At 56.3% G+C, this 13,626-nt stretch carries 11 protein-coding genes; 4 read left to right on the top strand and 7 right to left on the bottom strand.

Features of this window, described 5'->3' with window-relative positions:
• Positions 1-15: 15 nt before the first annotated feature.
• Positions 16-2,304, bottom strand: coding sequence for an FdhF/YdeP family oxidoreductase (locus JZ655_RS12100; protein WP_207291896.1), 2,289 nt, complete (start codon positions 2,302-2,304; stop codon positions 16-18).
• A 267-nt stretch (positions 2,305-2,571) separates the two neighbouring features.
• Here JZ655_RS12100 and yncE point away from each other — a divergent pair, with 267 nt between their 5' ends.
• On the top strand, positions 2,572-3,630 hold the full coding sequence (gene yncE / locus JZ655_RS12095; protein ID WP_207291895.1) for a 7-bladed beta-propeller protein YncE: 1,059 nt from the start codon (positions 2,572-2,574) through the stop codon (positions 3,628-3,630).
• A gap of 10 nt (positions 3,631-3,640) precedes the next feature.
• Positions 3,641-5,635, top strand: coding sequence for a TonB-dependent receptor domain-containing protein (locus tag JZ655_RS12090; protein ID WP_207291894.1), 1,995 nt, complete (start codon positions 3,641-3,643; stop codon positions 5,633-5,635).
• Positions 5,636-5,692: 57 nt separating this feature from the next.
• Here JZ655_RS12090 and ychF read toward each other — a convergent pair whose 3' ends face one another.
• Together ychF and pth are read right to left on the bottom strand one after the other, a co-directional pair.
• Positions 5,693-6,787: a redox-regulated ATPase YchF gene (gene ychF, locus JZ655_RS12085; protein ID WP_040075227.1), complete on the bottom strand. Its 1,095-nt coding sequence runs from the start codon at positions 6,785-6,787 to the stop codon at positions 5,693-5,695.
• 126 nt (positions 6,788-6,913) lie between these two features.
• The gene (gene pth, locus JZ655_RS12080; protein ID WP_040075229.1) at positions 6,914-7,498 is read right to left on the bottom strand and encodes an aminoacyl-tRNA hydrolase; all 585 of its coding nucleotides are present in this window, start codon (positions 7,496-7,498) and stop codon (positions 6,914-6,916) included.
• Between the two features lie 273 nt (positions 7,499-7,771).
• On the opposite strand from pth, the gene ychH reads away from it, so the two are divergent.
• Together ychH and JZ655_RS12070 are read left to right on the top strand one after the other, a co-directional pair.
• Positions 7,772-8,047: a stress-induced protein YchH gene (ychH, locus tag JZ655_RS12075; RefSeq protein ID WP_046885176.1), complete on the top strand. Its 276-nt coding sequence runs from the start codon at positions 7,772-7,774 to the stop codon at positions 8,045-8,047.
• Between the two features lie 116 nt (positions 8,048-8,163).
• Positions 8,164-9,198 carry a MerR family transcriptional regulator gene (locus JZ655_RS12070; RefSeq protein WP_207291893.1) on the top strand — a complete coding sequence of 345 codons (1,035 nt, stop codon included), beginning with the start codon at positions 8,164-8,166 and terminating at the stop codon, positions 9,196-9,198.
• Here JZ655_RS12070 and dauA read toward each other — a convergent pair.
• The 4 genes from dauA to lolB form a co-directional block, all read right to left on the bottom strand.
• Complete coding sequence (gene dauA / locus JZ655_RS12065) at positions 9,193-10,869, bottom strand: C4-dicarboxylic acid transporter DauA (RefSeq protein ID WP_207293841.1); 1,677 nt, start codon at positions 10,867-10,869, stop codon at positions 9,193-9,195. The genes JZ655_RS12070 and dauA overlap by 6 nt on opposite strands.
• Positions 10,870-10,989: 120 nt before the next feature.
• Entirely contained in the window at positions 10,990-11,937 is a 948-nt protein-coding gene (gene prs / locus JZ655_RS12060; protein WP_040078464.1) for a ribose-phosphate diphosphokinase, read from the bottom strand.
• A gap of 125 nt (positions 11,938-12,062) precedes the next feature.
• Positions 12,063-12,932, bottom strand: coding sequence for a 4-(cytidine 5'-diphospho)-2-C-methyl-D-erythritol kinase (gene ispE, locus JZ655_RS12055; protein ID WP_207291892.1), 870 nt, complete (start codon positions 12,930-12,932; stop codon positions 12,063-12,065).
• A complete protein-coding gene (gene lolB, locus JZ655_RS12050; RefSeq protein ID WP_040075232.1) occupies positions 12,929-13,540 on the bottom strand; it encodes a lipoprotein insertase outer membrane protein LolB in 612 nt (203 codons plus the stop codon). The genes ispE and lolB overlap by 4 nt, the downstream gene beginning before the upstream one ends.
• Positions 13,541-13,626: the final 86 nt, after the last annotated feature.

The raw sequence follows: 13,626 nt of genomic DNA, 5'->3' as shown, positions 1-13,626 counted from the left end.
CCGGCATGACAAACGCTACAGCGGGCGGATCTCTTTCGAGCGCAGCGTAAGGCGAACGGGTACCGATTTGTAAGAAGGGGTGCCGCTCTCTTTATCAAGATAATCCAGCGGCACCAGCACGTTGGCTTCCGGATAATAGGCCCCAACCGAGCCCCGGGCGATGCTGTAGGCGACCACCGTAATATCTTCCAGACGCTGGGCGTGACCCGGCAGCGCGGTTTCAATATCTACCCTGTCGCCATGCTCCAGCCCACGTTCCGTCATGTCCTCTTCGTTCATAAAGAGAATATCGCGGCGGCCAAAGACCCCGCGGTAGCGGTCATCCATGGCATAAATGGTGGTGTTGTACTGGTCATGGCTGCGCAGGGTTATGAGGCGCAGTACACTCTCGCCCACCCCTTTGGCGTTCTCATCAACCCCCTCAAACACCGAGAACATCGCTTTGCCGCTTGGGGTAGGCCAGACGCGTTCGGTAGGCGGTAAGGGCATGCGAAAACCGCCCGGCGTGCGGATGCGCTGGTTGTAGTCGGTAAAGCCGGGGATAGTCTGCTCAATGCGATCGCGGATCATATCGTAATCAGCGACCAGCTCCTCCCAGTTGACTTTGCTGTCGGGCAGGGCGGCTCTCGCCATCCCGGCCACAATGGCCGGCTCTGAGAGCAGGTGAGGCGAGGCGGGACGCAGTTTTCCCGACGAGGCATGCACCATCGACATGGAGTCTTCAACCGTTATCGACTGGCGCCCGGTGCGCTGCATATCCAGCTCGGTGCGTCCCAGGCACGGGAAGAGCCAGGTCTCTTTCGCCACCAGCAGATGGGTGCGATTTAGCTTCGTGCCTACGTGAACGCTAAGGTCGAGCTTCTGCAGCGCCGGAAACGCCTGTTCATGGTCGGGCATCGCCACGGCAAAGTTACCGCCCAGGCAGATCAGCGCTTTGGCTTCACCGGCGATCATCGCCTGGGTGGCCATCACCGCATCGTGGCCATGTTTTGTCGGCGGGGTAAAGCCAAACACCTCTTCGATACGGGACAGGAACGCGGCGGTCGGTTTTTCGGTAATGCCCACCGTGCGGTTGCCCTGTACGTTTGAATGGCCACGCAGGGGACAGATGCCCGCGCCGGGCTTCCCAATATTGCCGCGCAGCAGGAGCAGGTCAGCAATCAGGCGCACGTTGGCGGTGCCTTTGTTGTGCTGAGTAACGCCCATGCCATAGGTAATGATAGTGGCGTTCGATTTGGCGTAGGCGCGCGCTACCACGTCCAGATCCTCACGGGTTAACCCGGACTCTTGCTCAATCTCTTCCCAGCCCGTGGCCGCGATATCCGCGGCGAAATCAGCAAATCCCTGGGTATGTGCGTCGATAAACGGCTGGTCGAGGATCCCGCCCTCGCGTACTTCCCTTTCCAGCAGATGTTTGGCGATCCCTTTTAGCGCGGCGGCATCGCCGCCTGCTTTGACCTGAAAGTAGGTTGACGCGATGTCTGTTGAACCCAGGGTTGCCATCTCAACCACGCTTTGCGGATCGGCGAAGCGCTCCAGAGCGCGTTCACGCAGCGGGTTGAAGACGATGATCGGCACGCCGCGGCGCGACAGCTCATGGAGGGTGCCCATCATCCGAGGGTGGTTAGTCCCGGGATTATGGCCGATAGAGATAACCAGCTCGGTTTTATCGAAATCTTCCAGCGATACGGTGCCTTTGCCGATGCCGATTGAGCGCGGCAGGCCGGTGCTGGTGGCTTCGTGGCACATATTGGAGCAGTCCGGGAAGTTATTGGTGCCCAGCTCACGGGCAAAAAGCTGCAGTAAAAACGCCGCTTCATTCGACGCCCGGCCAGAGGTATAGAACTCAACGGCGTCGGGGTCGAGTTGACGGAGTTTCTCACCGATTCGCCTGAATGCCTCTTGCCACTCAACCGGGCGGAAGGTGTCGCTGGCTTTGTCATACACCATCGGGTGGGTCAGGCGACCATAGCCCTCCAGCTCGTAATCGCTTTTAGCCCACAGCGAGGAGACGCTGTTGTTGGCAAAAAATTCCGGGGTGACGCGTTTGGTGGTCGCCTCCCAGGTGACGGCTTTTGCGCCGTTTTCACAAAACTGGAAGGTGGATTTGTGTTCTTTATCGGGCCATGCGCAGCCGGGGCAGTCAAAGCCGTCGGGCTGGTTAGTGCGTAACAGCGTAGCAGGGGCTTCCAGGGCATCCATCTGAGTGCGTACGGCGATGGCGGTGGCTTTCAGCGCTCCCCATCCCCCGGCGGGGCCATCGTAATGACGGATGCCGGGAACGGAGCGTCTTTTCTTATTCATTGGAACTCCTGACTGATCTGAAATTGCTACATAAATGTTGCTTATTAGTAATAGCATTTTTAGTCGTGGAGAAAAGTAAACATTGGGTCACTGACGCCGTACTTTCGTGAGGAAAAGCGGGATCGGGTTGGCATTTTGATAACTGGTGGTTAATTAATGCGCAATTAAGGCAGATATTGGTAGGTATTTAAGCTTGCAGTGCAATTGAATATGATATTAATAATAATTATCATTTGTTTTACGTAATTAAATGTAAAGAAAAATGACATGACACCTCAACAACCTAAGAAACAAGCATTCTGCGCAGTGGCTATTGCGCTGGCCCTGTACTCTGGTTCAGCGTTAGCAAAAACATTTAGCGAAAAGGATTTTCACTCCCAGGCGCTGGGGCACGGGGTTTACGAACTAGCCTATGACAACGCCCGGCACACGGTCTATGCCGCCTCTTCCCCCTCTTTTGCGGCCGACAAAACCACCGGCATCCTTTTCGAACTGGCTGCAGACTCTCTGGCTATGAAAAAGAGCATCGATACCGAACGGCGCATCTTTGCGCTGGCGCTCGATCAGGAGAACCACGTGCTCTGGATGGGCAATGCGCTGGATGGCTCCATCACCGCGCTGGATACCCGCAGCGGCAAGGCGGTCAAAACCCTGCAACTGAGTGACGCCAGCGATCCTAAGAAACGGATCCATCCGCGCGAAGCGGTGCTGGATAAGAAGCATCAGCGTCTTTATATCTCCGGCATGGGCGGTAAAGGAAAAGGGCTGCTGTGGGTCGTGGATACGCAAAAACAGGCACTGACGAAAACCCTCGAAGGGATGGATCCGGTTGGGTTTGCAGTGGATACCGCAGCGGACAAAGTCTATGCCGTAACCGGAAGCGGCGAGCTGGTGACCCTGGATGGCAGGAGTTCAGAGGTGCTTTCGCGCGTGAAGGTGGATCCCAAAGAGACCGACCATTACTTCCTCAATATTGCGCTTAACCCCGCAGCGGGCGTGGGCTATATCGCAGATACCAATACGCGCGATGTGCTGGTGGTCGATCTGGCGACCGGCAAGCTAAAGCAACGCATCGACACCCCGAACTCCATTGCCGCGCTTTACAACGGCGCGCGCAACGAGGTCTATGTCACCCATCGTAACGATCGCCAGATTAGCGTCATCGACGCGAAAACCAACGCCGTCAAACACACCATTACAACGGCGGCGATGCCTAACAGCCTGGTGCTCTCTCCCGATGCCAACACGTTGTATGTCAGCGTGAAACAGGATGAGAAGGCGAATAAGGCTGACTACGTTCTCAAGATCGATTTAACCCAACTTTAAGGAATACGTCGTGATAACCAGGACACGCATGGCCGTGGCGATTTCGCTCGCCTTAACCGGCATAACGCCTGCCGCCATCGCCGCCGATAGCGATCCGGCGAACGAAGATCAGCTGGTAGTAACCGCCACCGGTTTCAGCCAGGAGCGCCGCGAAGCACCGGCCACCATCTCGGTGGTCAATGAGAAAGAGTTGAACACCCGCTCGAACCAGAACGTTACCGAGGCACTCCGGGAGATGCCGGGTGTGTTAACGGGCAGCGGCAACGGTAGCCTGGCGACCGGTGACGTGCAGATGCGCGGTATGGACTCGTCCTATACGTCGTATATGGTGAACGGGATCAAGCAGGGGACCCGTGAATCTCGTCCATATGGTCACCACATTGGTACCGAAGCGGCCTTTATGCCGCCGATTGCGGCCATCGAGCGTATAGAGGTCATTCGTGGACCTATGTCTTCGCTGTATGGCTCGGACTCCATCGGTGGGGTGGTCAACGTGATCACCAAAAAAGGCTATAACCTTGATAGCTGGACCGGCGTGCTGGAGGATAACTACTTCCTGCAGGAAAAGAGCGAATACGGTAATACCAACCAGACAAATCTGTTCCTGATGGGGCCCGTTATTCCGGGCAAGCTTGGCGTTAGCCTGGCGGCGGATTATCTGGATCGTCGCGATGATGACAGCCCCGATAAAGAGCGCTTCGTTAAGCACGAGGCGGGCAACCTGGATGCCACCATCTCCATGTCGCCGACCGATACACAGCTCTGGGATCTCAATGCGGTCAAAGGGCATCAGGAGAAAACCCGCCACGGTAACCCCTGGTACTGGGGTTTCGATCGCGATGCGATCTCGCTGTCTCAGCACGCCTGGTACGGTGATATCCTCGAGTCGAAGAACTTTGTCAGCTATGAAAAAGCACGTACTGAGTACCGCGTGCCGTATTTGTCACCGCAATTCGTCAAACAGAATAACTTTGAGGCCAACAGTGCCAACACCTTCACCCTGGGCGATCACAAGCTGACGCTGGGGGCAAACTATACGCGTAATGAGCTGGACGACACCTTCGGCATCGCCGACAAAGAGGTGCCAGGGGTAACGCCGGTAAGCAAGATCAGCCGCGATGGCTGGGCGGTATTCGCTGAAGATGCCTGGATGATTGTGCCAGACTTTACGATGACCACCTCGGCGCGTCTGGATCACGACAGCTACTTCGGCTACCACGTAACGCCAAAACTTTACGGCAACTGGACGCTCGATGAAAACTGGGCAGTAAAAGGCGGCGTCTCTGCGGGCTATAAAAAGCCAGATCTCCGTCAGAACAACTCCGGCTTTACCAGCGTGTATGGCAGCTATCCCTACTCTGAGATTGGTATCGGTAATGACGACCTGAAACCGGAGAAGAGCGTCAACACCGAGGTGGGGGTTTACTGGCAGAAGGATACGCTGGCGCTGGATGCCACTGTCTTCCACACCAAATTCAAAGACAAGATCAGCGATTACACCATCTGTACCGCGACCGCGACGCAGATGTGTGTCTACAACGGTTATGAAGCCGAATCGGTCTCCCAGTACTTTAACGTCAGTGATGCGGAAATTTATGGTCTGGAGCTGAACGGTGACTGGCAGGCCACGCCGACCCTGAAGGCTAACGTCAACTACACCTATACCCACAGCGAGCAGAAGAGCGGCCAGTATAAAGGGGATGCGCTGAACGAATTCCCGACCAGCATGGCCAATATCTCCCTGACCTGGGAAGCGTTGAACGATCTGGAACTCTGGACGAAAGCGAGCTGGCGGAGCAACACGCCGGATATCGGTAAATCCACCTCGACCGAAGCCTATGCGGTAATGGATCTGGGGACGCGGTATCGGGTGAATAAGAACCTGACGTTAATGGCGGGCATCTATAACCTGTTTGATGCGAACCCGCTTCATTCCACCTCTTATAACGAAGCGTCGGTCCTGGAAGGGCGCCGCTACAACCTTGGCGCAAGGGTAGAGTTCTAAGGACAGCTAAAAAAAAATCCACGCCGGGGCGTGGATTTTTGTTTGGGCAGGGGAGAATTAGACGTTGAACAGGAAGTTCATCACGTCGCCATCTTTCACTACGTAATCTTTCCCTTCTGCACGCATCTTACCGGCCTCTTTCGCCCCTTGCTCACCCTTATAAGTGATGAAGTCGTCGAAGGCGATGGTCTGTGCACGGATAAAGCCTTTCTCGAAGTCGGTATGGATTTTACCTGCCGCCTGCGGAGCCGTTGCGCCTACCGGGATGGTCCATGCGCGCACTTCTTTCACGCCAGCGGTGAAGTACGTTTGCAGGTTCAGCAGCTGGTAGCCCGCGCGGATCACGCGGTTCAGACCCGGCTCTTCCAGACCCAGCTCGGCCATAAACTCTTCACGGTCGGCGTCGTCCAGCTCAGCGATGTCGGATTCAACAGCCGCACAGACCGCCACCACAACGGAGCCTTCCGCAGCGGCGATTTCGCGTACTTTATCCAGGTAAGGGTTGTTCTCGAAACCGTCTTCATTGACGTTTGCGATATACATGGTTGGCTTCAGAGTCAGGAAGCTCAGGTATTTGATCGCCGCTTTGTCTTCGTCGGTCAAGTTTTTCAGCGCACGCAGCATGCCGGCGTTTTCCAGCTGTGGCAGACATTTTTCCAGCGCAGCCTGTTCCGCTTTCGCGTCTTTGTCGCCGCCTTTGGCTTTCTTCTGCACGCGCTGCAGCGCACGTTCACAGGTATCCAGATCCGCCAGCGCCAGCTCGGTGTTGATCACATCGATATCATCAGCCGGATCCACTTTGTTGTTCACGTGGATAATGTTGTCGTTCTCAAAGCAACGCACAACGTGGCCAATCGCTTCGGTCTCACGGATGTTAGTCAGGAACTGGTTGCCCAGACCTTCACCTTTAGAAGCCCCTTTTACCAGCCCCGCGATATCCACGAACTCCATCGTCGTCGGCAGAATACGCTGTGGCTTAACAATTTCTGCCAGCTGATCCAGGCGTGAGTCAGGCATCGGCACGACACCGGTGTTTGGCTCAATGGTACAGAACGGGAAGTTAGCCGCTTCGATACCCGCTTTCGTGAGCGCATTGAACAGGGTGGATTTGCCAACGTTAGGCAGACCAACGATACCGCATTTGAATCCCATTTCTGAATCACCTTAATATCTTGATATTCAACACGTTAAGCATAACGAGTCGAAGAAAAGTAAATAACTACGCCTATTATACACGTAACCCGCAGCGCGCGGGGCAAAAAAGGGGCGTGACGCCGCTTATTGCGCTTTGAAAGCGTGCAGACGATTAGTGGCTTTGGTTAAGCCCTCTTTAATCCAGATCTCCGTACAACGCACCGCTTCGTCAACCGCGTCGTCGATCAATTTCTGCTCGGAGGCGGGAGGTTTACCTAACACAAAGCCTACAACTTTGTTTTTATCGCCCGGATGGCCTATCCCGACGCGCAAACGGTGGAAATTCGGGTTATTGCCCAGTTTGCTAATAATGTCTTTTAAGCCGTTATGGCCACCGTGGCCGCCACCGAGTTTAAACTTCGCCACGCCGGGCGGCAGGTCGAGCTCATCATGCGCCACCAGGATTTCGTCCGGGTTGATGCGATAAAAGGTGGCCATCGCCGCCACGGCTTTGCCGCTTAAATTCATAAAGGTGGTCGGCACCAGCAGACGCACATCTGCGCCGGCAAGGTTAATGCGGGAGGTATAGCCGAAGAATTTTGGCTCTTCGCGCAGGGGGGCACGTAACCGCTCAGCCAGCAGGTCGACATACCATGCGCCCGCATTGTGGCGGGTTGCCGCATATTCCGCGCCAGGGTTGGCCAGGCCGACAATCAATTTAATCGTCACGTTTAACTTCCTGAGGGTTCTAAGTCTGGCGCGTAGTGTACTGTCTGCCGCGCCGCTTGACAAAATTCTGCCGCCCGATGTTTGGGAATGGAATAATTGCTCCGCTGAATCATTAGATTTTCAAGTAGCTCAATAGGTTATTTGTAAAGTTTTGTTGACTCAAAGTGCATAAATGTGATCGCTCCCGCAATCAATAAAAGGGGGGCTGTCTATACTTTGCACATCAGGATTAGGGATAGTTAACCCTGCAACCCAAAGTTCCGGAGGTGACACATGAAACGCAGAAACGCTTCGTTACTCGGTAACGTGCTCATGGGGTTGGGATTGATCGTCATGGTAGGGGGCGTCGGTTACTCTATTTTAAACCAGCTTCCGCAATTTAACCTGCCACAATACTTTGCGCATGGCGCGATACTGAGCATCTTCCTGGGCGCCGTTCTCTGGCTCGCAGGAGCCCGCGTCAGCGGCCATGAGCAAGTCTGCGACAAATACTGGTGGGTACGCCACTACGACAAACGTTGTCGCCGCGATCAACATAAGCCCAGTTAATCTGGGATGCCATCAAGACGGTTCCTGCGGGAGCCGTTTTTTTTTGCCCCTTGCCTTGACCCTCACGTAACGTCAGGATCCACAGTGTCATCGATGGCGCGAAAAAAGGAGCAGCAATGTTAATTCAGGTTGGGCAGTTGGCAACGCGAGCGGGGATTACCGTCCGGACACTTCACCACTATGAACAAACAGGCTTACTGCTCCCCTCCGCCAGAAGTGCGGCAGGCTACCGACTCTATAACCTGGCGGATGTTCAGCGCCTGCACCGTATTCAGGTGCTGGCTAAAGCCGGGCTGGAGCTTGCTGAGATAAAGGATTGCCTCGATCGGGATACGCACTCTATGGCTGCACTGCTTGATGGGCAAATTGCCTTGCTGGATAAGCAACTACGCAGCATTCATACCCTGCGAGAGCAGCTGGCTGGCCTGCGCTGCAAACTGGCCGCCGGCGGCGAGCCCGATCTGGAGTCCTGGCTACATACGCTGGAGTTAATGAATATGTACGATCGCTGGTTTAGCAAAGAAGAGTTACAGCAGTTGCCGTTTGCCGTACAGGGAGAGGCGCTGGCCGCTACCTGGAGCGGGCTGGTTGCCGAGGCGCAGGCGTTGCTGGAAGAGAACGTTAGGGTAGATGATCCGCGCGCGACAGCGTTAGCCACCCGCTGGATGACGCAGCTGGAACAAGATACCGCCGGCAAGCCCGAGTTTCTGACCCGGCTGAACGAGATGCACAGCGTGGAGCCGCAGATGCGCGAACAGACCGGTATCAACGCCAATATCCTCGATTTTATCACCCGGGCCTTTGCCGAGAGCAAGCTCGCCATCTGGCAGCGCTATCTCACCCCGCAGGAGATGGCCTTTACCCGCGCCCACTACTTTGATCGGATGATGGAGTGGCCCTCGCTGGTGGCTAAACTGCACCAGGCCTGTCGGGAAGGGCTGTCAGCCGCGAGCCCGCAGGCGCAGGCTCTGGCGCAAACGTGGCTCGAACTGTTTCAGTCCTATGCAGGAACCGACCCGGTGACGCAGCAGAAATTTCGCCAGGCGATGGAGCAGGAGCCCCATCTGATGAAAGGGACCTGGATGACGCCTGAAGTGCTTGGCTGGCTACAACAGGCGATTGGCATCATGATGCAGCGCCGCTATTCATAACGTTTCTAACGCTGCGTCGCGGGTCGGATAGAATGACAAGCGGCCAGCAACTGGCTGGATCCCCGCACGCGCCATACTGCGCAGCGGCTGGAACTCCAGGTTACAGATCCGTAATTCACAGCCTTCCGGCAGACGTTGCACAACGCGCTGGAAGGCGTCCAGACCGCCCGCATCCAGTACCAGCACTGCGTCCCACTCCAGCACCACGACGCGTTTATTTACGATTCGGGCCTCCAGGTCATTAAACACCCCCTCTGCCGCTGCGAAGAACAGCGGGCCGATAACCCGCAGCACCAGCACGTCGTCGGGCACAATGACGTTTACCGGGGCAAGTCGCGTCATGCGGGCAATGCGGCGCATAAAGAGCAGGGATGCCAGTACGATCCCGACGCTAATCGCTATCACCATGTCGAACAAGACGGTCAGGGACATACAGATGAGCATCACGATGATGTCGTCTTTCGGGGCCCGGCGCAGGAGGTTCACCACCTTGTGCGCCTCGCTCATGTTCCAGGCCACCATCAGCAGCAGGGCAGCCATCGCCGAGAGCGGCAGCCATGAGAGTAACGGTGCCAGCACCAGCAGGGCGAGGATCACCAGCAGGGCGTGGATCACCGCGGAGATGGGCGACGTCGCCCCGGCGCGTACGTTGGCGGCAGAACGGGCAATCGCGGCCGTGGCGGTGATCCCGCCAAAGAACGGCGCAACGATATTCCCCAGCCCCTGGCCTATCAGTTCACTGTTGGCGTTGTGTTTAGTGCCCGTCATGCCGTCCAGCACCACGGCGCACAGGAGTGATTCGATAGCACCCAGCATCGCCATTGAAAACGCGGCGGGAAGCAGGGCTTGCAGGGAATCCCAGCTCAGGGTGAAATCAGAACCCGGCATATCCCAGGGGAGAACTAACTGGGGTAACAGCTGCGGAATACCGTTGCCCTGCGTGCCATCCGCCAGAAGATAGTGGAACTGCGAACCGATGGTGGCCACCTGCCCACCCAACAGGTTCACTACGCCCATGACCCCACAGCCCAGCAGTAGCGCCGGAAGATGCCCCGGCAGGCGAATGCCTAACCGTGGCCACAGAATTAAGGTGCCGAGCGTGACGATGCCAATCGCGGCATCCCCCAGATTGACCGTCGGCAGCGCCATCGCCAGCGCGCCCACCTTTTGCAAGTAATGTTCCGGCACATGCGTTAACTGCAGGCCAAGAAAATCTTTTATCTGCATGGTCCCGATAGTGATCCCGATCCCGGAGGTGAAGCCCAGGGTCACCGGAAGGGGGATGTACTCAATCAACCTGCCGAAGCGCGCCAGGCCAAACAGGATCAGAAATCCGCCTGACATCAGGGTGGCAACCAGCAGGCCGGCAAGACCAAACTGCTGGGAAACCGGATAGAGAATCACGACAAAGGCGGCGGTGGGACCGGAGACGCTGTAGCGCGATCCGCCGCTCAGGGCGATAACGATCCCCGCCACTGCGGCGGTGTAGAGGCCATACTGCGGCGCCACGCCGCTCCCTATCGCCAGCGCCATCGCCAGCGGGATGGCGATAATGCCGACGGTGATCCCGGCTATCAGGTCACGCGTCAGGCGCGACAGGGTGTACTTCTCTTTCCAGCAAGCGTCGATGAGGGCGCGAAAGGGCAATACATGAGAGGAAGCGTTTTTCACAATCATCATCCGTGTGCGCATCATCTGTCATATCAATGGCAGGTGAAGGAGGCATTAATCATACAAATGAAACTCACAGACAAAAAAACCCGCCGTAGCGGGTTTTCAGGCTGCGTCCGATTAGTGTTCGAACATAGCCGAGATAGATTCTTCGTTGCTGATACGACGAATCGCTTCGGCCAGCATCCCGGAGAGGGTCAGGGTGCGCACGTTTGGCAGCGCCTTGATCTCATCACTTAACGGGATAGTGTCGCAAACCACAACTTCATCAATAACGGAGTTGCGCAGGTTGTTTACCGCATTACCCGAGAAGATAGGGTGTGTTGCATAAGCGAATACACGCTTAGCACCACGCTCTTTCAGGGCTTCCGCGGCTTTGCACAGGGTGCCGCCGGTATCGATCATGTCATCAACCAGCACGCAGTCGCGGCCAGCAACGTCACCGATGATGTGCATCACCTGAGAGACGTTAGCGCGCGGACGACGCTTGTCGATGATCGCCATGTCGGTGTCGTTCAGCAGTTTGGCAATAGCACGTGCGCGAACCACGCCGCCGATATCCGGAGAAACCACAATAGGATTGTCCAGGTTGAGATGCAGCATATCTTCGAGCAGGATTGGGCTGCCGAATACGTTATCAACCGGAACGTCGAAGAAGCCCTGGATCTGCTCAGCGTGCAGGTCAACCGTCAGAACACGGTCAACGCCTACGCTGGAGAGGAAGTCAGCAACAACTTTAGCGGTAATTGGCACACGCGCGGAGCGGACGCGACGGTCCTGGCGGGCATAGCCAAAGTAAGGGATAACAGCCGTGATACGGCCTGCAGAAGCACGGCGCAGGGCATCGACCATAACAACCAATTCCATCAGGTTGTCGTTCGTTGGAGCACAGGTGGACTGGATGATGAAAATATCACCACCGCGTACATTTTCGTTAATTTGTACGCTGACTTCGCCGTCGCTAAAGCGACCTACAGCGGCGTCGCCGAGAGAAGTGTACAGGCGGTTGGCAATACGTTGTGCTAGTTCCGGGGTGGCGTTACCAGCAAAAAGCTTCATATCAGGCACGAGAAGAACCTCAGGCATGCGTCCAGTGGTGGATAACCTTCGCCAAAAACTGTGCGGGCCAGGCGAACGCTATCCAGGCGGTGTATTAAAGAGCGCGATGCAACGTCTGGAACAGGGTGACGTTGTCACCGAAACTCAGGTTGCGCCAGAATGGCCTGTCGTAGCGGGGAGATGTTCACACCTCGCGCCACAAAACCGTGCAGCCATTCCGGGGCCAGCTCGAGCACCTGACGTGCAGCAGTCTCTGTGTCAAATTCAGCAAAGACACAGGCTCCTGTGCCAGTCAGGCGCGACGGCGCGTATTCTAACAGCCAGGAAAGCGCCGCATCAACCTCGCGAAAACGTTTTCTTGCGATATCCTCGCAATCATTGCCGAATTCACAATTTAATAACGTTTCTATTGACCGCACCGGCGTATTACGTGTTAGCCCCGGATCCTTGAAAATGACCGGCGTCGGAATGCTGACGCCGGGGTGGGCCACCAGGTACCACTTTTCCGGCGGATTCACCGGCGTGAGCACTTCTCCCACCCCTTCGGCAAAGGCCGCGTGACCCCGCACGAAGACCGGTACATCGGCACCAAGAGTCAGGCCCAGTTCGGCCAGTTCATCGTCAGAGAGCCCGCAGCCCCAAAGATGATTCAATACCACCAGCACCGTGGCGGCGTTAGACGACCCGCCGCCTAGTCCACCGCCCATCGGCAGACGCTTCTCAACGCGAATATCCGCGCCGCTGCCGGCGGGCAGGCGACCGGACTGCTGCGCCGCGTTCATCAGCAGGCGCGCCGCACGCACAATCAGGTTGTCTTCGTTTTCCACCCCTTCAACAGGGGTCAGCAGGTTGAGTTGCCCATCCTGGCGCAACGCAACGGAGAGCGTGTCGCCATAATCAACAAACTGGAATAACGTCTGAAGCGTGTGATAACCATCGGCACGCTGTCCTGTAATGTATAAAAACAGGTTCAGTTTTGCAGGAGAGGGCCAGTGGGTCATCATTTGACAATCCAGTTATCCATTTTCAGCTTGATACGCTGGCTGCCCTCGGTCAACTCCAGGCTGGAGGGTAGCGCCGTTTTACCGCTGCTGTCATAGCCGCCGTAAACCACTTTCCAGTTTTTACCATTCTGGCTGTAATTTACCTGGCTCAGGCGATACTGGTCGTCGAGTTTGTAATCGGTGGCATCGCCCGGCAGACCCAGGATCCACTGACGCAGGCTGCTGATGGGGATCGGCATGCCGGTCAGCTTACCAATCATCTCTTCCGCGTCCGTTCCGCTATATTTCTGCCCTTTATTGTCGGTGATCTGCACGGTACCGGGCTGGGCCAGCAGCTCCATTTCGGTGCTGCCCAGCGGGTTCAGCAGCAGCAGACGATAGCGATCCTGGCCGGTCTGTTGCCAGAAGAAGCGGGCGTAGACTTTCTGCTGATCGGACAGGTAGGCGAAGGCGCCACGGGTCTGGTATTGGTTTAACGAACGCACCTCTTGCTGATGCTGGCGCCACTGAGGCGAATCAGGGCTTTTACCCGGCCCTTTTGGCGGAGTAATCGAACATGCAGTAAGCACCAGCGCGGCCAGGGGCAGCAGGCGAATCATTCTGGTCATAATGATGACAAATCCTTGAGATACGTGGCAGTTATAACTGTTAATGCTAGCGTCCCGTCGTGGTAGCGTCTACGTTCAAATTATCT

The sequence above is a fragment of the Leclercia pneumoniae genome, assembly GCF_017348915.1.
GTDB classification, from domain to species: Bacteria; Pseudomonadota; Gammaproteobacteria; order Enterobacterales; family Enterobacteriaceae; genus Enterobacter; species Enterobacter pneumoniae.
The sequence above is the reverse complement of the archived record's forward strand: the minus strand, read 5'-3'. Positions and strand labels throughout refer to the sequence as shown.